Source organism: Trichocoleus sp. ST-U2 (assembly GCF_039961875.1).
GTDB lineage: Bacteria > Cyanobacteriota > Cyanobacteriia > Cyanobacteriales > FACHB-T130 > FACHB-T130.
Window position 1 is genome coordinate 168624 of the sequence record NZ_JAMPJY010000001.1, and the last position, 23757, is coordinate 192380.

At 48.3% G+C, this 23757-nt stretch carries 18 protein-coding genes; 4 read left to right on the forward strand and 14 right to left on the reverse strand.

What is annotated here, in order from left to right:
* Nucleotides 1-12: 12 nt before the first annotated feature.
* On the reverse strand, nucleotides 13-1368 hold the full coding sequence (locus NC996_RS00665) for a glycoside hydrolase family 10 protein (RefSeq protein ID WP_339380204.1): 1356 nt from the start codon (nucleotides 1366-1368) through the stop codon (nucleotides 13-15).
* Nucleotides 1369-1645: 277 nt separating this feature from the next.
* On the opposite strand from NC996_RS00665, the gene NC996_RS00670 reads away from it, so the two are divergent.
* Nucleotides 1646-2143, forward strand: coding sequence for a pentapeptide repeat-containing protein (locus tag NC996_RS00670; protein ID WP_190683468.1), 498 nt, complete (start codon nucleotides 1646-1648; stop codon nucleotides 2141-2143).
* A gap of 122 nt (nucleotides 2144-2265) precedes the next feature.
* Here NC996_RS00670 and ftsY read toward each other — a convergent pair whose 3' ends face one another.
* The 6 genes from ftsY to NC996_RS00700 all read right to left on the reverse strand — a co-directional run bounded on the left by ftsY (nucleotide 2266) and on the right by NC996_RS00700 (nucleotide 9709).
* The gene (gene ftsY, locus NC996_RS00675) at nucleotides 2266-4131 is read right to left on the reverse strand and encodes a signal recognition particle-docking protein FtsY (protein ID WP_190683267.1); all 1866 of its coding nucleotides are present in this window, start codon (nucleotides 4129-4131) and stop codon (nucleotides 2266-2268) included.
* A gap of 63 nt (nucleotides 4132-4194) precedes the next feature.
* On the reverse strand, nucleotides 4195-4833 hold the full coding sequence (nusB, locus tag NC996_RS00680) for a transcription antitermination factor NusB (RefSeq protein WP_190414667.1): 639 nt from the start codon (nucleotides 4831-4833) through the stop codon (nucleotides 4195-4197).
* A 176-nt stretch (nucleotides 4834-5009) separates the two neighbouring features.
* Nucleotides 5010-5732 carry a DUF502 domain-containing protein gene (locus tag NC996_RS00685; protein ID WP_190414695.1) on the reverse strand — a complete coding sequence of 241 codons (723 nt, stop codon included), beginning with the start codon at nucleotides 5730-5732 and terminating at the stop codon, nucleotides 5010-5012.
* A gap of 305 nt (nucleotides 5733-6037) precedes the next feature.
* On the reverse strand, nucleotides 6038-6937 hold the full coding sequence (locus NC996_RS00690) for a glycosyltransferase family 2 protein (RefSeq protein WP_190414666.1): 900 nt from the start codon (nucleotides 6935-6937) through the stop codon (nucleotides 6038-6040).
* Nucleotides 6938-7209: 272 nt separating this feature from the next.
* Entirely contained in the window at nucleotides 7210-8016 is an 807-nt protein-coding gene (locus tag NC996_RS00695; protein ID WP_206753522.1) for an HpsJ family protein, read from the reverse strand.
* 586 nt (nucleotides 8017-8602) lie between these two features.
* Nucleotides 8603-9709 (reverse strand): adenylate/guanylate cyclase domain-containing protein, encoded by a 1107-nt coding sequence (locus NC996_RS00700; protein WP_190683270.1) that lies wholly within the window; start codon nucleotides 9707-9709, stop codon nucleotides 8603-8605.
* A gap of 227 nt (nucleotides 9710-9936) precedes the next feature.
* Here NC996_RS00700 and dnaG point away from each other — a divergent pair, with 227 nt between their 5' ends.
* Complete coding sequence (gene dnaG / locus NC996_RS00705) at nucleotides 9937-11946, forward strand: DNA primase (protein WP_190683273.1); 2010 nt, start codon at nucleotides 9937-9939, stop codon at nucleotides 11944-11946.
* A 68-nt stretch (nucleotides 11947-12014) separates the two neighbouring features.
* Here dnaG and NC996_RS00710 read toward each other — a convergent pair whose 3' ends face one another.
* A complete protein-coding gene (locus NC996_RS00710; RefSeq protein WP_190683276.1) occupies nucleotides 12015-13256 on the reverse strand; it encodes an FtsX-like permease family protein in 1242 nt (413 codons plus the stop codon).
* Between the two features lie 147 nt (nucleotides 13257-13403).
* On the opposite strand from NC996_RS00710, the gene NC996_RS00715 reads away from it, so the two are divergent.
* A complete protein-coding gene (locus tag NC996_RS00715; RefSeq protein ID WP_190683471.1) occupies nucleotides 13404-14078 on the forward strand; it encodes an ABC transporter ATP-binding protein in 675 nt (224 codons plus the stop codon).
* A 17-nt stretch (nucleotides 14079-14095) separates the two neighbouring features.
* On the opposite strand, the gene NC996_RS00720 is transcribed toward NC996_RS00715, so the two are convergent.
* The 5 genes from NC996_RS00720 to NC996_RS00740 form a co-directional block, all read right to left on the reverse strand.
* Nucleotides 14096-15067 (reverse strand): NAD-dependent epimerase/dehydratase family protein, encoded by a 972-nt coding sequence (locus tag NC996_RS00720; protein WP_190683279.1) that lies wholly within the window; start codon nucleotides 15065-15067, stop codon nucleotides 14096-14098.
* A complete protein-coding gene (locus NC996_RS00725) occupies nucleotides 15064-16215 on the reverse strand; it encodes a hypothetical protein (RefSeq protein WP_190683283.1) in 1152 nt (383 codons plus the stop codon). The genes NC996_RS00720 and NC996_RS00725 overlap by 4 nt, the downstream gene beginning before the upstream one ends.
* 82 nt (nucleotides 16216-16297) lie before the next feature.
* Nucleotides 16298-17875, reverse strand: coding sequence for a B12-binding domain-containing radical SAM protein (locus tag NC996_RS00730; RefSeq protein WP_190683287.1), 1578 nt, complete (start codon nucleotides 17873-17875; stop codon nucleotides 16298-16300).
* A gap of 69 nt (nucleotides 17876-17944) precedes the next feature.
* Complete coding sequence (locus tag NC996_RS00735; RefSeq protein WP_190414659.1) at nucleotides 17945-19225, reverse strand: aminotransferase class I/II-fold pyridoxal phosphate-dependent enzyme; 1281 nt, start codon at nucleotides 19223-19225, stop codon at nucleotides 17945-17947.
* Nucleotides 19226-19480: 255 nt separating this feature from the next.
* The gene (locus NC996_RS00740) at nucleotides 19481-20581 is read right to left on the reverse strand and encodes an aromatic ring-hydroxylating dioxygenase subunit alpha (protein WP_190683473.1); all 1101 of its coding nucleotides are present in this window, start codon (nucleotides 20579-20581) and stop codon (nucleotides 19481-19483) included.
* 188 nt (nucleotides 20582-20769) lie between these two features.
* Here NC996_RS00740 and NC996_RS00745 point away from each other — a divergent pair, with 188 nt between their 5' ends.
* Nucleotides 20770-21951: an MFS transporter gene (locus NC996_RS00745; protein WP_190683291.1), complete on the forward strand. Its 1182-nt coding sequence runs from the start codon at nucleotides 20770-20772 to the stop codon at nucleotides 21949-21951.
* Here NC996_RS00745 and NC996_RS00750 read toward each other — a convergent pair.
* Nucleotides 21926-23611 (reverse strand): GH3 auxin-responsive promoter family protein, encoded by a 1686-nt coding sequence (locus NC996_RS00750; protein ID WP_190683295.1) that lies wholly within the window; start codon nucleotides 23609-23611, stop codon nucleotides 21926-21928. The two genes, NC996_RS00745 and NC996_RS00750, sit on opposite strands and share 26 nt — an antisense overlap.
* Between the last annotated feature and the right edge of the window lie 146 nt (nucleotides 23612-23757).

The window sequence follows — 23757 nt, forward strand, 5'->3', positions numbered from 1 at the left end:
ACCGATTACCCTTTACCGATTACCGGATGGCAAAACCTGGGGTCGTGTAGCGCTGGCAGGAAAAAGTGCCCGGAATGCCTCTCGGCGTCGCTTTGGTGGCTCTGGAGACATATAACCCCACAAGCTTTCCCAGTAGAAGAAGGATACCCCACTAAAACCGCGATCGCGCACCGCCTGAACTTGCTGCTGAATCTGCTTCATGTCAACCGGACGACTCACTAAGCCCGATAAGATCCCGACACCCACTGGAATCTGACGACGCGCCATCTGCACAGAGGGTTGCGACAATTCAGCCAAAAAACTTTTTAGGTCATCTCGATACACTTGCACTACCAACTCCTCCACCAAACCCCGTTGTACCCAAGTCTGCCAATCTTGAAGATAGAATCTGTAGGCAAAAGAGTAGGGGTTAGGAGACAAAGACACTAAGCACCCAGGTTTGACAGATTTAATAGACTGAAAGAGGCGCTGCATAAAATCAGTAATCTTGTTTGCTCTCCAGCTCATCCACTCAGCATCTTTGGGGTTGGTGGGAGGGCTTTTACCCTGGTGTTCTTGCTGATAAAGCTCGACTGTAAAAGGGTCGTAGCCAAACTCAACTGGTAAACCAAAGTGATCGTCCATCTGAATGCCAGCTACATCATACTCAGTGACGACTTCAACCATCAGATTTAGGATAAACTGCTGCACTTCTGGATGCAGGGGGTTAAGCCATACGACTTTCCTGGCAAACTGGTTGCGGATAAATTGTTCTACTTTTCGAGAAGCAGGCTGAACATTTGGCTTTGCCGGGTCGCGCAAGCCCTGTTCCAGAATCTCCGGCAAGATATTTTTGGTGCCGTCTTGACGAAGCGAGATCCAGTCTGGGTGGCGCTTCGCCAGTTCTGAATTCGCAGGAGCCATAAAGCCGTACTCAAACCAAGGAATCACTCGAATTTGCTGTCGATTTCCCTGCTTGATTATCTCAGCGAGGACATCTCGCCCCAGCCCCAGAAGCTCTAACCCTTGGTCTTGAGGGCGACCCGTCTTCCGTCTTGCCACAGTGCTGGGGTAAAAAGTGTGTCCCCGATTCCAGACTACAGGGTAGACGGTATTGAAATGGAGTTGAGATAACTGGTGCATCGCCCGGTTGACTCCCCAGGGCATAAATAGCACGGAACTCGCAACATTGGTCAACCAAACGCCCCGCAATTCAGTGGAAGCTACAGAAGGCGGGGAGTTGGTTCTAAACTGGGGAGAATAAATGGAGAACGCGATCGCTAGCCCCAAACAGAGCAAAGAAATGAACCAGGTATGAATCCCCTTCCTTTGTCGGCGGCGCGACCTCCTTAAACCATTGGGCTTTGAACTTGCATAATTTCTAACCACGAAAAATACCTGCTAGATTGCTTCGGTCAATCCAACATCCAAAATGGCATAAGTTGAGTCCACCTCAGCTGAAATTTTTGTTCAAAAATTTGAAATTGAACCGCAACGCTGCCATTTGCTGAGTAAATCCGAATTTAAAATGCCTGATCGGGAACTCTAATATCCAATCACCTAGCATTGAGCCAGTCATGGCATGATTAATCTAATTGTCGCGAACTTGACTGTTCTCGAAACATCGTTGTAGTTTTTCAAGCGGCTCGTGAAAAATCGATCTAGTATGAAGCATTTTCTCCGACTAACAGCATTGGTTTTAGCACTCGTGCTTATCTGTTTTTCCCCTTCAGCACTCGCCGCTAGTTCTTCTTCCATTTCCCGTTCAGCTAGTCAAGGGGAACTTACGGGTAAGGATTTCTCCGGTCAAAACTTACAAGCAATTGAGTTTTCCAATGCCAACCTGGAAAATATTAACTTTAGCAATGCCGACTTACGGGGTGTGGTGTTTAATGGTTCAGTGTTGAGCAAGGCGAATCTACATGGAGCAGACTTTACCAATGGAATCGCCTATTTAGCTGACTTCACGAATGCAGATTTAAGTGATGCAGTGTTTGAAGACGCGATGATGTTGCGATCGCGCTTTAACGATGCGGACATCACAGGTGCCGACTTTTCTAATGCGATTTTAGATGGTGTCCAAGTAAAAAAACTGTGTGCTAGAGCAACAGGTGTTAATTCAAAGACGAAAGTGGTAACTCGCGAATCTTTAGGCTGTCGGTAAAAACCTGTTTATCTGGATATTCGGGGCTGTCGGTTTTCATACACAAAGTTGCTGACAAATCAAAAACCCGTTTTCTTAGAGAAAACGGGTTTTTCAAGCTAAAAAATTAGGTTAGCAGACTATCAGCCACTCAGCAGGGCTTCTACAAATTCGTAGCTAGAAAAGGGACGTAAATCTTCTATCCCTTCCCCCGCACCAATGAAGCGGATGGGCAAGCCAAGCTGTTGCACTACCGCTAGAGCCACGCCTCCCTTTGCCGTTCCATCTAGTTTTGTCAAGACGACGCCGCTGAGTTTTGCGGCTTCTGAGAAGACTTGTGCTTGACGTAAGCCATTTTGACCGAGGGTAGCATCAAGCACCAAGAGGGCTTCTACTTGGGCGTCGGGAGCTTTTTTATCGACAATACGGCGGATTTTGCTCAGTTCGTCCATCAGATTTTTCTTGTTCTGGAGACGCCCTGCGGTGTCGATGAGGAGTAATTCTGTACCCCGTGCCTGGGCTGCCGCGATCGCGTCAAACACAACAGCAGCCGGATCGGTATTCTGCCCTGGGTTGGCAATTACCTCAACGCCACTACGCTGTCCCCAAATCTTGACCTGTTCTACCGCAGCAGCTCGGAACGTATCAGCAGCGCCAATTAAGCACTTGTAGCCGGATTTTTGGGCTAAATGGGAAATTTTGCCAATCGTGGTTGTTTTACCTGCACCATTCACCCCAGTCATCAGCCAGATATTCAGGGTGTCTTTTGTCGGGACAAAGGTGGGGCTGTAGGATTCCTGAATGGGTTGGTCGAGTAAGTCGCGCAAGATTTGCTTGAGGTAGGCGATCGCTTGTTCTGGCGGTAACACCTCATCTCGCAGCCTCTTTTGGAGCGTATTGATGATAGAGTCTGTCGCCTCAACGCCAGCATCTGCCTGCAACAGCAGCGCCTCAATCTCCATCACCGCGTCTTGATTCAACGGCCCTTGACCGACAATTGCCTTCAGCCGGTTGATCAAGCTGCGACGAGTTTTATCCAAGCCTTGCCGCAGTCGCTTCAGCCAAGTAATTTCTTCAATTGAAACATCCTCCGCCCGACGCCCTTGAGCTGCCAGCACTTGCGCTGACCACATGAAGCCCTCATCGAAGGTAAGTCCCGGTATCGCTCCAGTCTCCACGGTTGCCGCTGCTGGCTGCACGGGTGCCCTGACAGGTTCTGGTTCTTGCGTCTCTATCGCTGTTGCCTTGAGGCGTTCTAGCCGTGCCTGTCGGTCTTCCCGTGCCCAGAAAGGCACCGGGGCAGTGGCGGTCTCATCTGTCTGGGATTCAGTCGCTGCTGGCTCTGGTGACGCCTCTGAGGGTACGGCTTCTAAATCGACGCCGGTTTCGGCGATCGCTGTCTCGACCTCTGGTTGCGCTGACTCTAATTCTGGGGGGGCGGCTTCTAAATTAATCCCGGTTTCGGCGATCGCTGTCGCGACTCCTGGCTCCCCAGACTCATCTGTTGCCAGTGCTTCTGCCTCGACTACAGGTTCAGGCGTTTGAGTCGGTTCTGCTTCTGTTTCTTGGGCTGTTTCTACCGGGGATGCTTCCGCTAGTGTCGGAGTTTCAGAAGTTTCTGGTGCCTCAGCTTCAACCGTCGTTGTCGCGGGTGCTTCAACTGATTGAGCCGTTTCAGCCTCCACGCTGACTTCTGTCGTTTCTGCAACAGTCTCTAATTTGCTGGGTTCCGCTGCCGAAGTGGCGGGTGACTCAGCCACCGCTGGAGCCGTTTCCACCTGGGATTGTTGCTGTTTTTGCTGAATATTTTTGTAGGCTGCCTTAGCGTAGCTGAGCAGGTCTTCAGCAACCTGCTGTGACTGAGCCTCTGTTGTTGATTCTGACGTTTGGGTTTCGGCTTCCGGTTGTAGAGACGCAATATCTGGCGTCTCTACATCGGTTTTTTCCCGTTCAACTTGGGAATCACTTGTTTTATCGCTAAACTGACGACGGAACCAATTAAAAACCATTGCACCTACAAAACTCAGCAGCAATTCAGGAGCTATTACTGCTACTAACTATAGAGAACTTTTCTACGTCGTGGGCGATTGAGCCTTAAGCTGGTCAGTGACTCGGCGCAGGACTCCTTGAATAAACCGATGCCCTTCTTCATCACTGTATCGTTTAGCTAACTCTATCGCTTCATTGACTGCAACTCTGTCTGGCACGCCAATATACATAATTTCTACCACTGCCACCCGCAAGATATCTCGGTCAATCCGAGGCAGGCGGTTTAACTGCCAATTCACCATTGCTTCGTCGAGCTGTTGATCGATCTCTTCCCGCTTGGCGTTGACTTTGGTAATAATTTCTAAGGCGTAGGCGCGAACCTCCTGCTGGTTTGACAGTTGAATAAATTCTGGCAGTTCTAGAGCAGTTCCCACACGGTTGATGGCTGCCTGAGTTAGCTCAATGGCTTCGTTGATCATCACCTTTGCACTCTGAACATCCGAGGCGCGGGTTTCGCTACTAAGCAAGCGCTCGCTGGAGCGTTGAACTTCTGCTGCGGCAACTTCTAAAGTCTCTTGAACTTCAGAGCTGAGGGCGCGGATGGCAGCAGTGACTAAGCTGGATATTTGCTGGGTCGCCAGTCGTTCTACAGTCCCACTGAGCTGGCTAAGGCTGAGGAGAGCTAATTCACGGGCAATTCGGCGGGGTTGGCGGTTTTGCATGACAAATTCTAATGGGTAATCGGGAATGGGTAATCGGTAATAGGTCGTTGGTCAAAAGCTCATTCGTCATTGGTCATTAGTCCAGTAGTAACGAACCAAGGACTAAGGACTAATAACTACTAACAATTACCGATTACCGATTACCGATTACCGATTACTCATTCCCTCGTGATTTTTTAATCTTCCTCTGTAGGTAAAACCTGCCATCTTCCTTCAGAAACCAGGGGTTCTAGTTGGCGATCGCTACCAGTCGGAACCGGCACTAAGGGTAAGGGATTGGGACTGACAATTCCTCCCGAAACCACGACCTTGAAGGCATCTTCAATCGACATGGAGAGGTTCAGCACTTCTTCTTCCGGGACAACCGCATACCAGCCAGTGGTTGGGTTGGGCGTAGTTGGAATAAAAACGCTGAGCATGGGACGAGTCATCTGACATTGAATTTCGCTGCTCATCACACCTGTAACAAAAGCGATCGCCCAGACTCCTCGACGAGGATACTCTACCAAAACAACGCGGCGAAACTTGCCGTTTGTATCCCTTAGAATCGTTTCTAGTAATTGTTTGAGCGTTTTATAAACCGATCCGGCTAATGGAATCGCTTGCAACAGTCGCTCCCCAAAATCTAGAAGCCACCGTCCGGCAATATTGCGTGCCATTAAGCCAATCAGCATAATACACAGCAATGGAACTGCCAGTCCCACCAGCAGATTTAGGACATTCACCAGGATGGGATGCAGGCCATCGAAGGGATTTACCTGCTTTGGAATGCGGGTCAAAAAGTTGATCACCCAGCTGGCAATTGTAATTGTCAGCCAGATTGTGGTAGCCAAGGGAATGACAACCAGGAGACCTGCAATCAGGTCATTCTTTAAGTCCTGCTTGAAGCGTTGGATCACAGATTGCCCAATCTCCTTACAACTGGCGGTGCTTTCTTTATATCGGGATACCAATCTCACTCGGTGAGTGTTGGCTGAAAAAGTTCGTCAATCAACCCCAGAAGACACGCCTGCAAAATTGGAACCGGGCATTCTCTAAAAGATTGCTGCTCCTTCATGCATGACTTACCTGCCGCAACAGCGTAGGTTTGATTCTGGAATTGTTTCTTTTCTATCTTTATTTGTAAGACTTGTGAAGAATTGTTGCAACTCCCCAGGGATCTAGTATCACACTTTACACTTTAGCATTTACAAGTCCGTTACCTTTATCGAGGAGAGGAACTGACTGTCGTCGCATCCACATTCGTATCGTCTGGAGGAATTGGCTGACTTGGGTCATCCAGCGGGGACTGGGGAAGATGCTTAAGCTCCCAGACCTTGAGTAAGATGAGATATTCATAGAATGCCTGCAAAGTACACCAGGCAAATCCTCCTCGCCCGTCCAGAAAGCCACCCAGAAAGAAATACATATATACGAAGCGCACGAGCGGACGGAAGGGCAGCCTTAAAGACAAATCTTTGAGGGCGCGGCGTTTTTCTACTTCCGAACGACCCAAGAATAATTCTCGCCAGTTGACACTTCCTTTGTCTAACTGACGCAGGGTTTCAACGGCTTCGTCTGTAGAATAGCGGTTGTGCTTGTCGATCCAGCGACTCAATCCCTTACTACAGGTGTAGTGGGGATAGGTTTCTTTCAAGAAGCTGGTAGCTCCTTCGCAAACTTCCCGTTCGGTATGACCGTAGTCGCTAAACCAGACTTTGCCCGGTTTTAACAGACGCATCTGGTAGCGGGGATACTGGGTGCTGCGGCGAATCCAACTGCCCATGAACATGACGCGCTCTGCTGCATAGTAGCCGACATATTCAGTCGTTTTAATTGCTTCCAGGCATTCCTGAAACAGCTCTTTTGTCATCCGCTCATCAGCTTCGAGGATATAAATCCATTCGTGTTTGGCGGGGACTTCTTGAAGCATCCAGGTTCTTTGTCGTCCGTGACTTTCAAACCGATGCTTCACAATGCGCACATCGTAGCGACTGGCGATTTCGAGGGTGCGATCGCTACTGTACGAATCCACCACAATCACATCATCCGATAACATTGCCGACTCAATACAAGCGGCAATATCAATTTCTTCGTTATAGGTCAGGATGTAAATTGAAAACATGCGATGTCGTTCGTGAGAGGAAATAACCAATCCCTGCTTTGAGATGCCCTTCAAAAAGGGAAATCCCAATCGCGTTGGGTTCCTTGGGGCGTTGTGACTTCAAAGAGTAGAAGTCTGTTCGTGGATGCTTTCTTCGCCGGATGAAGGATGAGAAATTGCAGCCTTCATCCTAGCCTACTCAACAGGCAGCAGCTTCGCCACCACTTCGCCGAGGGGAAAGCCTACAGCTTTTTCGGCAACTGAACCCCTAACCCCTCACAACTCGCGATTTCTTACCGCGCCTGAGCTTTCCGACGGCTTCCTCCCGAACCTGTCAACCCCAGTGCCGCAATGCTAAGGTAGCCAATCGCTAAGAGTAAACTGCTCAGACCATTCCGGATACTCGTCTTCAATAACTCGCCTTGAGCTTGTTTTTGGGCTTCTAGTTTGCCGCCTCGAACTTGGGTTTTAGCTGCATCGACTTGTGCATTCAAAGCTTTTGGGTCTTGCTTTAACTTTTGTAGTTGATCTTTGAGTGCTTGCAATCTCGCCTGTTGCTCCCCTTGAACTTGACCGCTCTTGAGCGCCTGATCTAGTTCCGCAAGCTTCTTACTATCTTCAAGCAAGGCGGTAACTTGGGCTGACTGGCTGGCGATTTGAGTTTCAACTTGAGTGGCTCTTTGGTTAATTCGGGCGAGCGCTTCCTGGTTCAGCAGACGCAGGCTATTGATGTTCAGTAAGGGAACTGGCAGCAGGAAGCTCAAACCTAAAATAACAGAGAGTATCAACGCTCCGATTCTTACTATATCTTCCCACCCTTTTCGAGCTACTCCAGAGTTATTGTCAATCCAATATCCAGCGAACAGCAGCGCCAGACCTACCATTGGAATCACACCTCTGTCAATTAGCTGCCCTGTAACGCCCTGTTGCCACTGTAGGAAGTTCAGCCGCCACTGGGGATCGTCCACGCCACTAGGTCTATTTGGCGGAATTAGAAAAACCGCATAGTCAACCAGTGAGGACACAATTAGGATCACTCCGACCAACTTGAGGATTTTGGAGGCAACGGAGGAAGGTTGACGGCTATTAGCTGCTTTCATGGTTTTCGTCGTGAGTTATGAATTTTTTACTTCAAACTTAACTGAATAACATACTGAGTGACCTATCTGCCCACCGGATAATTACGCATTTATCAAGGTTTAGAAGACTCAGTAAAGGAAGGGAAGTTTTCTTAGATTCACCCGTTGGCTTCAGGGAAGTTAACCCAGAGGACTTCTACTCAGTTGTCGGTACGCCGTGATTATCTTCAGTTTAAAGCTGCTGATTTTCCAGAGACTTTCTTAGCAAGTTCCACATCTTACATCAACTGGGTCTATCAGTGTTAAATAATCACAATTTGCAACTAAAAGTATAAAACTTTGTAAGCATCGCAATCTTTATGTTCATCGTCCAAAAAATTCGCGTCCAGAGCGTGAGGAACTGTTAAAAATCACTTGTTTTGCTTTTGCTCTAATAAATCTTAGCCGTTTTTTTAAAAGATAGCTATCGAAGAATGCAAGGCTAAAAAAAAAATAATATTTCCGGAAAGCGAGTTAACAGAAAAATAAAATTTATAAGAAAAATACATTGACATCGTCAATGTAAAAATTGCTCCCGCTACTCCTTTGAGTTCGGAGGGAGAAAAGTTCAGACATCACTTGCTTTGCTGAAAATTGCCTTCATTAACTCAATCCGATAAACCAGAATCGGTGCATCCAATCCTTTAAGACTCATCGCGTTACCCAGCCGGGGGCAATCCTTGACAGCACTGGCAGCGTCTGCGTCCATGAGTACAGTTTCGGTACAAGCAATGTCGTTTCCTTGGCTTGTCGCCTGCACCCGTGCTGCTGTATTCACCGTCGTGCCGAAGTAGTCAAGCCGCTCGTTTAGGGTGACACTAATACAAGGGCCGACATCAATGCCAATTTTGAGGATAAGCCGATCTTCTGCTGTTAGTTGCAACTGTTGATTCAAAGCTTCCATCTGCTGGTGCATGGCGATCGCGCTTCTCGTCGCATCAGCAGGCGCAGTGAATGCTGCCATCACCGCATCCCCAATCGTCTTGACAACCACACCATTGTGGGAATCTACTACCTGAAACAGCAGATCGAAGTGTCGGCGTACCAGATGATAAGCCCGTGAATCTCCTCGCCTTGCGTAGAGTGCCGTCGAACCAGCCAGATCCGAAAATAAAATTGCTACCCGCCGAATCGTTAAACTCTCATTAGGCGGAATCGTCTCGCGGGGAAAAAAGTCGCGGAAAGTTTGCAGCGTCAGCATCTGGTGTCCGGAAACTACCCCATATTGAGCATCGACTTTAGCGCGGAAATTCGGATCGTCTGCTTCCCTTCCCAAGCGGCGCAATCGTTCATCAATACTAAACGTAATCCGCACCTGCTGATCAGCATCAGTAGCATGGACAATGTGACACTGTGGGCAGGTATGGTTTGTCCGCAGATCGTACAGACTTTTCGGATTGAAGTCGATGCCCCGACACATGGGACATTGAATGTCCCAGTTGAGAGATAGGATGCCTTCTTTCAACGCGGTGACTAACACTCGCAGCGCCTCCCGTTCGCTTAAGTGCAATCGTTCGGCAATTCGACGGGGGTTAGCATGGTAGAGTTCTCGGCTGTCGCTTTCCTGCAAAAATGCCGTCAGATGCTGCCGTACTGCTGGTTTAACCCCATAAGCTTCCAATGTAGCGACAGCTTTGGCGATCGCGCTTTGGCGTCTAGGAAAAAAGTTAAGCACTGCCCGGTTTATCCTCTATATCGCTAGGTTGATTGAGAATTTTGGTAGCGTGCAACCCTGAGTGTAATCCCAATACAATGATGATTAGCGATTCAGTTTTAGCAAGATGAATGGGTGCCAAGAGTTATCTTAGTACCAGCTTAGAACATTACTAGGAAGACCCCTTTGTCTTTGTTTAGAAAAAAACACCAATCACAATTGGTTCTCTCAATACAAAAAACTAAGCTGTGCAAATTCCCCGACTGCATCCAGACACGATTGAGGAAGTAAAGCAACGGGCTGACATTGTAGATGTCATCTCGGAATACGTCCTATTGCGGAAGCAGGGCAAAGATTTTGTGGGTTTGTGCCCTTTTCATGAGGAAAAAAGCCCTAGTTTTAGCGTCAGTCCCAGCAAGCAGATGTATTACTGCTTTGGCTGTCAAGCTGGGGGAAATGTAATTACCTTCCTGAAGGAACATTCTAAGCGTTCTCTGGGCGAAGTCGTGCTGGATTTGGCACGGCGCTACCAAGTTCCGGTGCAGATGCTGGAGCCAGAACAGCGACAGGAATTGCAGCGCCAAATTACACTGCGAGAGCAACTGCATGAGATTTTGGCAGTGACTGCAAGCTTTTATCAGTACGCGCTGCGACAAGCTCAAGGACAGGTGGCGCTTGAGTATTTACGCTCGAAGCGGGAACTCTCGGAAGAAACTATCCAACAATTTCATCTAGGCTATGCACCTGCGGATTGGGAAACCCTCTACCGCTACTTGGTGGAACAGAAACACTTCCCGGTACAGTTGGTAGAACAAGCGGGGTTGATTGTCCCTCGGAAGACGGGCAGCGGTTATTATGACAGATTCCGCGATCGCTTGATGATTCCGATCCACGACAGTCAAGGGCGCGTCATTGCCTTTGGCGGTAGAACCTTGGGGGATGAGCAACCCAAGTATCTCAACTCCCCCGAAACTGAGTTATTTCATAAAGGCAAAACTTTATTTGCTTTGGATAAAGCTCGTGACGCGATTGGCAAGCAGGATCAAGCCGTCGTGGTAGAGGGATATTTTGATGCGATCGCGCTCCATGCAGCAGGCATTTCTAACGTCGTCGCTTCTCTTGGCACCGCCCTCAGCTTAGAACAAGTGCGGCTGCTGCTGCGATACACCGAATCCAAGCAGATTATCTTCAACTTCGACGCCGACGCCGCTGGGACAAAAGCAACTCAACGAGCGATTGGAGAAATTGCCAATCTCGCTTACCAAGGACAAGTTAATCTCCGAATTCTCAACCTTCCAGATGGGAAAGATGCTGATGAATTTATCCGCAAAGGCGGCACTCAAACCTATCGGGAACTACTGCTCAACGCCCCGCTGTGGCTTGATTGGCAGATTCAGCAAATCTTAATCGGCAAAAACCTCAAACAAGCAGATCAATTTCAGCAAGTTACAGGAGAATTGGTGAAGTTACTCAACAACCTCACCAACGACGATCAAATTACTTACTACATCAATCACTGTGCGGAAATCCTTAGTCAGGGGGATTCTCGGCGGGTAGGGTTGCTATCAGATAATCTTCTCAATAAAGTTGTCCGTCACTGGGAAGAACTCCTCAATCAAGATAGTTCCCTACAAGTGCCGCTGCTAATTAACAATCTTCTCAAGCAAAGTCAGCCCAAGCAGAATAAACGTCTCCAGTCGCGCCGTACTGGTAGCAATAATAAACGCCAACAGCCAGTTGTATCGGGTTCTTCGGAACGCAGTCTTTTAGAACGAGCAGAAGCTTTACTCCTACGTTTTTACCTCCATTGCCCCGAATACCGGCAGGCGGTTATTGATGTGCTAGAGGAACGAGATTTGTTCTTTAGCCTTCCCCACTACCGATTTTTATGGCTAAAAATTTTAGATATACAAAGAAATTCTGAGGCGTCTATAGTAGAAACGCCAGAACTAATATCTTCCCTACAAAACTTGTTAATTGAGTTTCCTGAGGATTTGGCTCAGGTTTCTCCACTGTTTCATCTCGATGAGAATACACAGCGAGATATTCTCTCCCCTGAATTGATTAAATCAGCTGCTGCTTGTATGGAACGGGTAATGTGTGAAAACATCGCCCGCCGCTTTTTGGATTTATGGAAAAACCCCGACACCTCTATCGAGCCTGAAAAACGAGAATACTACTGCCAAGAATTTTATAAGGCTAAACAGCGAATCAAAGAGTTAGATGGGCAACTGCAATTTTCGTATTTTTATCGTTAATTAAGCTTGCGAAGCGAGGACGGCAACAGACGGTGTAGCTGGTATTGTCAGGTTAACGGTTCTAGGAATTACGCCTTGAAGACGATCGCGGGATCGACGCGAGTGACTTTTTGAATGGCAAAGATGGCAGAACCGACGCACATGACAACCGTAATTCCCAAGGCAGCGATCGCAGTTGCCGGAGTGATTAAAATGATGATTCCCTGACTGGAAAATGTCCAGGCTACCACTCCTAAGCAAAGAACCATGCTGGGAATATAGCCTAGAATTGCCATCCACAGCGCTTGTTCGATGATTGCACAGTAGATAACCCAATCGGACGCGCCCATCGCTTTGAGAGTGCCAAATTCCTTGATGTGATCGGATACTGAGGAGTAGAGGATCTGACCGACAACGATCGCCCCAACAATGATACCCACCGCTGCACCAAGACCCAGAAGGAACCCAATTCCAGTTCGCTTTTGCCAGTAAGTCTGAGTCATTTCAATCATTTCGGCGTGAGTGTACGCACGGGTATCTGGTAAAGTGGCTTCTAACTTCTGCTTAAGTGCCTCTAAATCCTGACCCGGCTTGGCTTGAATCAAGACATAAGTGATGGGATCTGATGCAGCTAACGGTCTGGGTACAGAAGTAGAAGTTGGATCGGGCTTCTCATAAGTGTTGGTACACTGGATTCCCTTCGATCCCGATCGCAATTGGCAAGACAAACTAGAAGTCTGACCGGAACTTAAGTAAGCATTGGCACTCTCCAATGAGGTAAACATATAAGCATTTGATGCAATTGAGCGATTTCTTTGGGTGAAGCCAACTAACCGAGCTGGTAAAGTACCTACTTCAGCGACATCACCTATCTTTCGTACCTTTAGGGAGTCCAAGTTAGTTACATCCACCATTACGGTGTAAGGTTCTTTTAGGGCACTCACACTTCCTTGGGTGATATTTGTTGGTACAAACAATTGTCCGTTTGGGTTAAATCCGATGACTCTCACTGGAGCAATCTCACCTGAGGGATGACGCCATACGGAACCCCTAGCAATGAGTGCTTCAGCTCGCTCTACGCCTGCCACCTCTTGAGCCAGAACGACGTGCGCTTGGGGGATTGGCAGCGTCAGATCAAGGTACACCATACTCTTTGATGCCACCCAAATATCGGCTTGGGAATTGTCAATTAATTTAGCAGCGGAGCGACTAAAGCCATTGAAAATCCCCGTTTGAATTGTTACCAGGCTAACGGCAAACATAATCCCTGCCTGAGCCACAAGTAAACGAGGAATGTCTTCGAGCAAGTGCTTCCGAGCTAGTGAAACCATAAGAAAAGATTTACGATTACTTGCAAGTTTGACCAAAAGTTAGGCTAAAGACTTAAACGGATAAGTGCTTCTCAAATTAACTCTACTGTGTTTAAAAAGAGCCGAATCCAGGATGATTCTACCGCAAGAGAATTTAATAATCGTCAAATGGGAGCGATTGTTGCCAAAGGGGTAGAGATGGCATTCCCTTCAGGGCGACAGTCTTATCAAGTTCTTAAAGGGATTGACTTAGAAATCTGTAGGGGCGATATCCAGCTCTTGATGGGGCCGTCTGGATCGGGAAAAACTACCCTGCTGTCAATCTTAGCTGGGCTGCTGACACCCTCTGCTGGAAAGGTGTACTTACTCGGAGACGAGATTACAGGAATGTCTAGGGCAAAGCTAGCACGGTTCCGACTACACAATATTGGCTTTATTTTTCAGGGTTTCAACTTGTTTCCAGCACTAACAGCATCTGAAAATATTGAAATCGTGCTGAATGTTAAAGGCATTCGGGATAGGGTTGCCCGACAGCAAGCAAAAGTTTTGTTGGAACAGGTGGGATTGGGGGATAAAGCGAACCAGAAGCCGGGTGATTTGTCTGGAGGACAAAAACAGCGGGTAGCGATCGCTCGTGCTTTAGCAGGCAATCCCCAATTGATTATGGCAGATGAGCCAACCGCTGCCTTAGACTCCCATAGCGGGCATACCGTAATTGAGTTACTGCGCCAGCTAGCGAAGGAAGGCGGCTGTACGGTGCTGATGGTGACGCACGATCCTCGGATTGTCGATGTCGCCGACCGAGTCGCTTATCTCGAAGATGGGGTTCTCAAGAAAGAATAGTGTAAATCGTGCAACATTCACGATGCGGCTTGCATGGTTCGGACAATCTCACGCAAGGTTTCTGATGCTGAGCGGGGATGCCAACCGAGTTCCTGAAAAGCTTTGGTGGCATCCACCCGGACGCAGCGGTCGTAAACATAATGAACGCGCTCCCGGCTGAGGGGTGGCTGCCATTTGAAAAGGCGTCCGACTGGATCGAGTAAGTTTCCCAAAAGTCTCACAAGCGGCTTAGGAGCTTCGGTGGGGGCAGGAATACGGGTTTCCTGGCTGAAAATCTCAAACATTTCGCGGGTAGTCAGCTCACCAGCAGAAATAATGTAGTGTTCTCCCGGTTTGCTTTTTGCTGCTGCCAGAATCATCGCCGCAGCTAAATCGTCTACATGGACAATGCCGGTAATGCGATCGCCTCCTGCCCACACTTTTAGCCGTCCTTTGAGAAATTGTTGCATCACAGGACCAAAATGGGGATCGTCAGCCCCAAAAATCCCGGACGGCAGAAGACTAACAACCGGAAGCCCTTGCGCCGCAAATCGATCCACCCATTCTTGTGCTTGGTATTTAGTGCGATCGTAGGCAGAGGAAAAGCTAGTTTGTGTCCGTTTAAAAGTTTCATTTACAAGTTTGCCCCCCGTATCGCCAAACACGCCAATCGTGCTGCAATAGACGACTTTGGAGACACCAGCCGCTTGAGCAGTTTCTAACACGCAGCGGGTTCCTTCCACATTTACCCGCTCCATTTCTGCCTCATCGACGATGCCCAGTTCTACATAAGCCGCCGTGTGAAAAACTGTATCTACCCCAGTCATTGCCCTTCGTAGGGCATCCCGCTCGGTGATATCTCCGTAAACCAACTGCACGTTGCAATTAGAAAGACGCGCTAGATTGCTCGATTTTCGGACTAGCCCCACCACCAAGTCGCCCTGCTGCTCTAAAGCCCGCACTAAGTGAGAACCTGTAAATCCGCTGGCTCCAGTAACTAGCGCCTTCATAATGCTTTTTCGTAAATGCGGTAAGTTTTATAAATCTTGCCCCCCGCTGCTTCAATTAGCTTGCGGGAGGGAAAATTATCTTCATAGACCCAGGAAAGTTCCGCTTGCTTATAGGGTTTACCTTTTTGAATTCCCCCTTGCATTCCCAAATAAATCAAGGCGAGAGGCACCATTTTTCGGCGATATTCCGGCAGCGAACAAATGGCAATTACTCGTCCTCGATCAATTTGACGGCGATACCAAAGGAACTTAAGAATTCCCAGCCAATTTAACTTTCCATTGACGTGTTTTAGAGGAATATTGTAGTCGGGTAATCCCATCCAAAACCCAATCATTTCCCCGTTATATTCGGCAATTGGAAAGACATCCGGATCTACTAAAGTCTGTAGTTCTTTCGCTTCTTCTAAAAATTCTTCCTGGCTGCGCGGGGTTGAACTCCAGTTATTAGCGAAAGCGCGGTTAAAAAGATGATAAAGGCTGATGCAATCTTGCTCAAATTCTTTTCCCTTCGTTTTTAACGGACGAAAGGTAACACCTGATTTACAAGCAATCCGATAAGCTTTCTCAAATTCTGCTGATAAGGGTTTATCTAAAGAAAAATTATAGGCGTAAGCATCCTTCGCTTTATGCCAGCCATCTTTCTCTATAAATTCTGGATAGTAGGACGGATTATAGGGCATCATCACCATTGGTGGCGAGTCAAATCCGTCTACTAAAAATAAACAATTATTGTGAGTTGAGAGATCGATGGGACCCCGAACAACTGTCATTCCTTGCTCGCGTAACCAGTTGCAGGCAGTCTCAAATAAGGATTGCGCGATCGCAAAATCTTGGACACACTCAAAAAAACCGAATAAACCAACATTTTGTCCTTCTCGTTCAATCAACCGATGATTGACTGCGGCAACAATGCGTCCTACTGCCTGAGAACTGTTTGCTCCCTCAGAGATAGCAATAAACTGTTGTAGTTTCCCATACTGAAGGAACGGATTACTAGGAGTGAACTGCTTGGCAATACTGCTGCGAATTGGCGCTACCCAGTGAGGGTCGTTCGCATAAACTCGCTCCGGAACATCCAAAAACATTTTAGTTTCTTCCGGAGTTGTTACTGCTCTAATTTGAATCTTTGTTGTTTGATTCTCCACCATTTTTATAGTTCTAAAAGTGTCTAATGGAACAACTTTTATTTAGCTTTCCAACTTCATTGGTAAAGTCAATCCATTGAATGACTTAGCTTGCCAGAACCTTTTCTTGAGGAGTTTCTGTTCCCTTGTTCGCTAGATATTCGGTAAGTTGAGCTTCGATTTCGTCGCGGACAATTTGACGATACTCGATAAAATGCTCAATATGGGCGCAATTAATTAAATAAGACTCAAATACACCCGGATTGTGCTGGATGATAGAGAACATCTGACGCCAGAACTGGAAACGGGTATTGCGTTTCAGTCCCTGTCGCCAACAAATAATAAATAATGCCTTGATATCACTGAATCCCGGCATTCGGAACTTCTTCTTGTGAGGAGTCGGCTTCATCTGTATAAAGTGCCGATAGACTCGCGCTAGATAGCGAGATGGTTCATACAGTTCCCAGAAGCAACTGACGTATTCACGAGCCAATTCTTCTAAAGGACGACTGGGGATAAAATTGGTCAGCGTTGTCTGATGGATATTCGCCTCTTCACTCCCCTCCAGCAAACGACCCTCTTTTTGAAGTCGATGCCACAGTGCCGTATTCGGCAAAGCCTGAAGCATACTGAACAGTGCTTGAGGAATTGCCGTCGCTTCCACAAAATCAATGATCCGACGACCTGCCCCAGGCTTTTCACCATCAAAGCCAATGATGAAACCAGCCATTACGCGCAAACCCACCCGATTGATTTTCTGAACCGATTCCATCAGGGAATTGCGCGTATTTTGGAATTTCTGAGTCATCGCCAGGCTCTCTGTGTCCGGTGTTTCGATGCCCAAAAACACTGCACTGAAGTTGGCAGCGACCATCAAATCCAGCAATTCCTCATCCTGTGCTAAGTCTACCGAGGCTTCCGTCGAAAGGCGGAAGGGGTAGCCGCGAGCTGCCATCCAGGGACCGAGTTCGCGCAGCAAGAGCTTGACGTTGCGCTTGTTGCCGATGAAGTTGTCATCAACCACAAAAATAGAGCGCCGCCAGCCTAAATCATACAGAGCTTGTAACTCAGCGAGCAGTTGTGCAGGTGTTTTCGTGCGTGGCTTGCGCCCATAGAGGACAATGATGTCGCAGAACTCGCACTGAAAGGGGCAACCCCGCGAAAACTGCACCGACATATCGTTGTAGGCTGTTAGCTCCAGCAGGTCGAATCTGGGAATGGGTGTGTTCGTGACATCCGGCTTTTCGCCATTAGAACGGAATACCCCCTCGGTTTCACCCCGTTCTAAAGCCTCGACTAGGAGTGGTAGGGTAATCTCGCCTTCGTCTAAAACCAGAAAGTCTACTCCGGCTTCCTGTGCCGCATTTGGAACTGAGGTAACGTAGGGACCACCGACCGCTACCAATTTGCCGCGCTGCTTCGCTTCGCGGATCAGGTGTAGCATATCGGGTTTCTGGACAATCATCCCGGAGATGATGACGAGGTCTGCCCAAGCCCAGTCTGCTTCAGTCTCACATCGAACATTGCGGTCTATTAAGCGGAACTCCCAAGTTTGGGGCAGAATCGCTGCGACTGTAATCATTCCCAGCGGAGGAAGCGATACCTTCCGTCCGATTAGTTCTAGCGCTTTGTCAAAAGACCAGAACGATTTGGGAAATTGTGGATAGAGGAGCAGTACACGCATCACGCACTCCAAAAAAGGGGTTAAGCAAACAGCTAGCCATACGGCAATCTCAGGTTAAGCCTGGTATTGCTATGCACTAATCGTTGGTTTATACAACAAGTCCCGAACGGCTACCATTCCTGCCACCAAACGATCCATTTCCTCGTGAGTGTGGAGAGCGTTGACGGTAATGCGGAGGCGGGGTTTGGCAATAAACCAAATCGGAGAGACCCAAAGACCGCGCTCTTGCAAAAGTTGTCTGCCAAAGACCTTGGGATTAATCTCTGACGGTAAAATGACTGGGACAACGTTGGTCTCGCCAATTGCGGCAAAATCATTTTCAGCTAAGCGCGATCGCAAGTATCGGGTATTTTCCTGTAGCTTTTGGACTCGTTCTGGCTGTTGACGAACGATACGGATGCTTTCTAAGGCAGCCGCCGTGGTTGGTGGCGGTAAAGAAATGGTTCCAATTGAGGTAGGAGAAACATTCAGCAGGGGTTTTAACTCTGCGACGTGGCTGCTAATGGCGGCTCCGGCTGAGGCGGCAAACTTAGAGAAAGTCGTCATAATCAGCGGCACGACGCCCCGCTCAATCGCATAACTGGGCAAAATGCCAAAATGCTCGTAGATCCCTCTTCCCGTGGCTCCAATGGCACCGCTGGCATGAGCTTCATCCATTACCAGCACGCTGCCCTCGTATTTTTGCAGGACACCGATCATGTCGAGCAGCGGCGCGATATCCCCATCCATTGAGAATACGGCATCGGATACAACCAGAATGCGATCGCCAGGTCGGGCATATCGATGCAGTTTTCGCGCTAAATCCTCCACATTACAATGGCGGTAAGCTTTTACACGGGTGCGGGGGCTATTGCCAAAAACTTTTCCGGAACGAGTCCCGGCATTGACGACGGCTGAGACAATGCAGCCATGATTGAGGACATCGGTGAGAATTAAAGTTTCGCGGGTGTTCTGAAATCCCGGCACGGGAATTGCCAAGTGGCAGAAGGCATCCATTAAGGCTTGCATCGCCATCCAAGCATTCAGAAATAGCTGGGTATGGGGCAGATGCTTAAAGGCTGAAATCTCGTCCTCTAGCTGTCGATGCAGATCGATTCGACCGCTCAAAACGGAGCAGGAGCTGTTTGACGTTCCGTATTTCAGGATGGCATCAATGGCACCTTGCTTAACGGCTTCTTCGTGAACTAACCCTAAAACATCATTGGTGCAGAAGCTAAGAACGGTTTGACGCTCACCCGTCGCCGCGTCTTCAATCTCGACTGTATTCCCCTGCTTCTGATGACAGATATATTCATCGGGGTCAAGTCCGCTCTCGTACCAATGCTGGACATATTCTTTAACAATTTGCACAAGTTGACTCCTCTCAGCTTTTACCAGATCGGCGATCGCCTCTGGCTCAACAGTAATATTTGCCAGACTCAGTTTCTGCTATCCAGGTCTGACGAAACGCCCGAAGGAAGAAGACCTCATAGTGTTTATGAATATATTGCTCCAGCTCACTTGACCGCAGGACTGAGAAAGGGCTAGAGGATACGCCGCTGCTAAGATTGCCTTCATCCGAGTGAATTTTCTTGGGTTAGTTCAGATGGCTCTCTTGCAATCGCCTCACGAGAGAGAAATAGACTTTTCTGAATTCCCCTGATGATTTTGCGATTGACTAGATTTTTGCACAAATTTCTCATGTTGCCGGACAATTAGCCGCTGGATAGCAATAATCGCTGGATTTATTTCTACATAACGTCGCTGGGGATTGGCTAAATAGGTTCGCTGCTCGCTTTCGATCATCTCGATGTCTTGAGCGAGAAATTTCAACAACACAAAGCGCGGGAGCAGGATTTGCAACAAAGGCTTGAGCGGGTTGAGTACCCATTTTGGCAAGCGGACTTTGAAAAAGAAAAAGGCAAAAGAGCGGCTCTCAGTTAAGGTGACGGGCAATCGCATCAAGTATAGGGCGGAAACTCCCTGGAGAACGGTATAAAAGTGAGGGTATCGATACTGAATCGAGATCGGTAAGGTGGTGACTTGGTCAGCGCGATCGCTCAATCCGAGAAACTGAGCCATGCGACCTTTGTAGGAAACATTGTATTCGGCGCAGACTGCTGCGTCTGTCTCCCGCAGACTTGTTAGTACCGGATCGAACCAACCCTGCAATTTTTGGTGCAGAAACCCATGAAAAACATCCATCGTGTTCTCATTGCAGATGGAAAAATGTGCCTGGAAGTGGGCACTCACTGGCACCATTAACCAATCTGGCTCGTCAAATTCAGGGATATCCGGCGGCTGACAGGTGGTGGCGAGAGCGCGATCGCCAGGGAAGATCCAGATAAGATTATATTTTTCCTGCACTGGATAACTGCGGGCTTGGGCGCGGGGAAGTTTTTGGGTGTCGGGAAGATAGGGAATGCTGACACAATGACCTTCACCGTCAAATTCCCAGCCATGATAAGCACACGCCAAGTTACACCCTTGGACGGTGCCCTTGTGCAGTGCGATGCCTTTGTGAGGGCAAGCATCCTCTAAGGCATGGAGATTCCCTTGAGTATCGCGAAAAACTGCGATCGCTTGCTGCCAAATAACCACAGGCATGATATCACCGGGCTTCAGTTGGTCTGCCCAACCCACCGGATACCAGTGATTCCCATTGATGCCCACCTCTCGAACAGCATTCTGAACGGTCTGGCTGGTTAGCGTCGTAGCCAGTTCCATGAATTGTGCCTCTGTTGCCTGTTTCTGTGACAATATTTAGCTTCCTAGCCACCGATAAGTCAATATCAATTTGTTTTGTCTTTTGGGATTTTTCAAATGATGAATCACTCATCACCCAGAACAGCCCAAAATAAGTTGATTTCCACCTATCTAGGTTATGATGACCAAAAATTGCAGGTTTCTGGCTTATGTTGGGCGATCGCAGACTGTTAGTGCTGCTGGCAGCAGGCTCCCTGACTACCATGACGGGGGGAGTCATTGCGCCAATTTTGCCAGAAATGGTACAACAACTTCACCTCGATCCTGCATTTGCCGGTAATTTGGTGAGCCTTCATTGCCTGACGATTGCCCTATTCAGCCCACTGCTAGGGATTTTGGCAGATCGAGTTGGTCGGTTACGGGTGCTAATTCCTTCCCTAATTCTCTACGCAGTGTTAGGCACGGCAGGAGCTTTCATGCAAACGCTGACGCCGCTGTTAGTGATGCGGGGGTTGCTGGGTATCGCGAGTGGGGGGATTGCCGCGGCGAGTCTGGGCTTGCTGGGAAATATGTATGAAGGCGAAGCGCGATCGCAAGCTTTAGGCTACGCAACCAGTACCCTAACTCTGACTGGTATTGCTTTTCCGCTTTTAGGGGGCTGGGTTGGTGCCACTCACTGGCAATATGCTTTTTATCTGTATGGGCTAGGGTTGCCGCTAGCGTTTTTGGTTGCTTTAATTTTGAAAGAAAAGCCACCGAAGCTTCGGGTTAAAGAACGCGCCACGGATTCAAACCAAAAGCTGGGTAAAATCATCGGACAGCCCCACGCCTTGCAGTTGTTACTGACCCTTTGCTTAGCCTCAGTGGCAATGTATGCCGTCGTTATTTACGCACCTCTTTACCTCAAGGCAACGATAGGGGCAGGAGCATCTCTCAATGGGATTGTCCTGGCATCGCGGGCAGTTGGGGCAGCTGCTGTCTCCGCTTTTGCTGCGAAGGGACTCGCCAAGCGACTCGGTTTAAATCGAGCCACCGCAACCGGATTTGCCCTGATGGCATTAACCTTGGCAACCATCCCACTGCTGTCCCAACTCCTCTGGATTTTGATAACAGCGGTACTCTTCGGGGTGGGATTTGGGATTGTGCTACCCAACCTCTATAGCGCTTTAGCCGATCTCGCCCCCTCACAACTCCGGTCTAGCGTGCTGGCAATCGGAACGGGTGCCGGTTTCCTCGGACAGTTCCTCTCCCCGATTCTCCTAGGGCCAGCGATCAATTATGGCGGCTTGCCAGGGGTCTTTTATGGGGCAGCGAGTGTCTCGATGGTGGCAGGATTGCTGCTTTTCTTTGGTAGCAAAGACAAATTTAATCGCGATCCTCTGGAAGTCTAACCTCTTGCTCCACTTCCAGTCCAGCTAGAAAATTCCGATCTTCGCTAATATGGGGAAATTTTAGTTGAGAATCCGGAATTCCCCTTTCTACTTGACGTTGGCGAACTTTGGCAAAGCTGCCAGGAGCCAGAATTCGCAGTCGGGGAGGAGGCACCTGATCCTTGCGTTTGGATTGATAGTAAACGTTAGTTTCCTTGAGTTTACGGTCAAAATTGGCTAAAAAAGCAAGGCGATCGCTCAAAATATGACCATTAACGAGTTCAATATTCACGAGATAATGGGCGGGGAACTCATTTTCGGACAAAGTGATACAAAAATCCTCTAATGGCAAGCCAAATTCTTGTTGCAGGCTTTGCATCACTTGAGTGGCATGAAATTCAGTCGTTTTCTCCGTCGTGGAAGACAAGATCCCGCCTCGACGGTGACGGAATACAATCAGAGGAGCCTGCTCGTAAAAGCCTAGAACTTCGACAACATCACCAATATCGTAACGGTAGAAGCCGCTATAGTTGGTCATCAGAATCCGGTAAAGTTCTCCCGCCTTCACTTCCGTGGCAAGTAAGGTTTTGGGATGCTCTACTTCCCACTGGTCTTGCGGGATAAATTCAAAAAAGCCTGCTTCAATGGCTAAGATGCTGCCATCGTTGTTGAGGTCGTGGTAAATACTAAAAGTGCCTTCAGCGGAGGCGAAAACAGCCCCAAAGCTAGGGATGTCGTCAAAGTAGCTGGGAAATCGCTCAAAGTAAAAATCTGAGGTTCCTCCCCGCGCGGTGGCGGTAAAAGATAGCTCAGGCCATGCTAGTTTTGGGGTAAGCTGTCCCTCTGATTTTAAGATTTCCCGCAATTGAGCGGCGCGACCTGGATTTGCTGACCATTGCCGTTCCAATTTGGCTCGAAGTTCTGGTTCGAGTGTTAACCAACTGGCAATGGTTCCGGTTTCGATGTCTCGGATCAAATCTTCCGCGTAGCGTTCTAAATAGTTGCAGATTCGCAGGATGAGCATGGGAAAATTGGCTCCCATTCCTCGCATCGAGCGATCGCGCAGGGCAAATAAGAAGCAAAGATAATGGCGGGTGATACTATCCGCTGCTTGTAGGGTTTCGTAAGGATGGGCAAAGAGTTGTTCGTAGAGAAATTTGCCCATGCGGAGGACGCCTGTACCTCCCGGCCCATATTCAATCCCGCCACTGGTGCGTCCCGTTATTTGGGCGGTGTTGGTGACTAACAGTTTGCCAAATTTTCGATCTTGCGAACGCAGCGCCTCACCTAAAAAGCCGATGCAAGTCAGATTCGCCCATCCCAACGAGTTCTGAAATCGCTGAGTCACCGGGATTAATTTCTGATTTCCCGTCGAGCCACTGGTCGTATTGAGATAAACGACCGGATCTGGCGTTAAAATATTTTTTTCACCTTGGGCAATGCGTTCAGTATAGGGTTCGTAGCTGCTGTAAGGCAGAATCGGAATCCGTTGTTGAAATTGCTCGATTGTTTTGATATCTCTCAGCCCATATTTGCGACCTAATTCGGTATCTTTATGAGCCTGCAATAGCTCCTTTAATAACTGCTCCTGTACAGCAGAAGTCCGGCGAGTTTTTTTCACAAAATTCGCCCTGGCACGTTCAGCAATTGTTGTCAAAACTGGTAGCAATAGATTTGCCATTAGTGCATTAGATCCATTAGCAATAACTAGATGTCGATTAAAGCAGATTTTTTCTTTTTCTCCAAACTAAATGCTAAACTTCGCTATTAGTTATTATTCATAATGTCTTTATTAATGAATAATGAGCGATGAAAACGAAGCTTTTT

What these genes read in the sequence shown, in the direction of transcription:
- NC996_RS00745 (WP_190683291.1), top strand. Translation starts at nt 20,770, where the DNA reads ATGTTGGGCGATCGCAGACTGTTAGTGCTGCTGGCAGCAGGCTCCCTG.
- NC996_RS00670 (WP_190683468.1), top strand. Translation starts at nt 1,646, where the DNA reads ATGAAGCATTTTCTCCGACTAACAGCATTGGTTTTAGCACTCGTGCTT.
- NC996_RS00720 (WP_190683279.1), bottom strand. Translation starts at nt 15,067, where the DNA reads ATGAAGGCGCTAGTTACTGGAGCCAGCGGATTTACAGGTTCTCACTTA.
- NC996_RS00710 (WP_190683276.1), bottom strand. Translation starts at nt 13,256, where the DNA reads ATGGTTTCACTAGCTCGGAAGCACTTGCTCGAAGACATTCCTCGTTTA.
- NC996_RS00730 (WP_190683287.1), bottom strand. Translation starts at nt 17,875, where the DNA reads ATGCGTGTACTGCTCCTCTATCCACAATTTCCCAAATCGTTCTGGTCT.
- nusB (WP_190414667.1), bottom strand. Translation starts at nt 4,833, where the DNA reads ATGCAAAACCGCCAACCCCGCCGAATTGCCCGTGAATTAGCTCTCCTC.
- NC996_RS00690 (WP_190414666.1), bottom strand. Translation starts at nt 6,937, where the DNA reads ATGTTTTCAATTTACATCCTGACCTATAACGAAGAAATTGATATTGCC.
- NC996_RS00750 (WP_190683295.1), bottom strand. Translation starts at nt 23,611, where the DNA reads ATGGCAAATCTATTGCTACCAGTTTTGACAACAATTGCTGAACGTGCC.
- NC996_RS00740 (WP_190683473.1), bottom strand. Translation starts at nt 20,581, where the DNA reads ATGGAACTGGCTACGACGCTAACCAGCCAGACCGTTCAGAATGCTGTT.
- NC996_RS00695 (WP_206753522.1), bottom strand. Translation starts at nt 8,016, where the DNA reads ATGAAAGCAGCTAATAGCCGTCAACCTTCCTCCGTTGCCTCCAAAATC.
- ftsY (WP_190683267.1), bottom strand. Translation starts at nt 4,131, where the DNA reads ATGGTTTTTAATTGGTTCCGTCGTCAGTTTAGCGATAAAACAAGTGAT.
- NC996_RS00725 (WP_190683283.1), bottom strand. Translation starts at nt 16,215, where the DNA reads ATGGTGGAGAATCAAACAACAAAGATTCAAATTAGAGCAGTAACAACT.
- NC996_RS00715 (WP_190683471.1), top strand. Translation starts at nt 13,404, where the DNA reads ATGGGAGCGATTGTTGCCAAAGGGGTAGAGATGGCATTCCCTTCAGGG.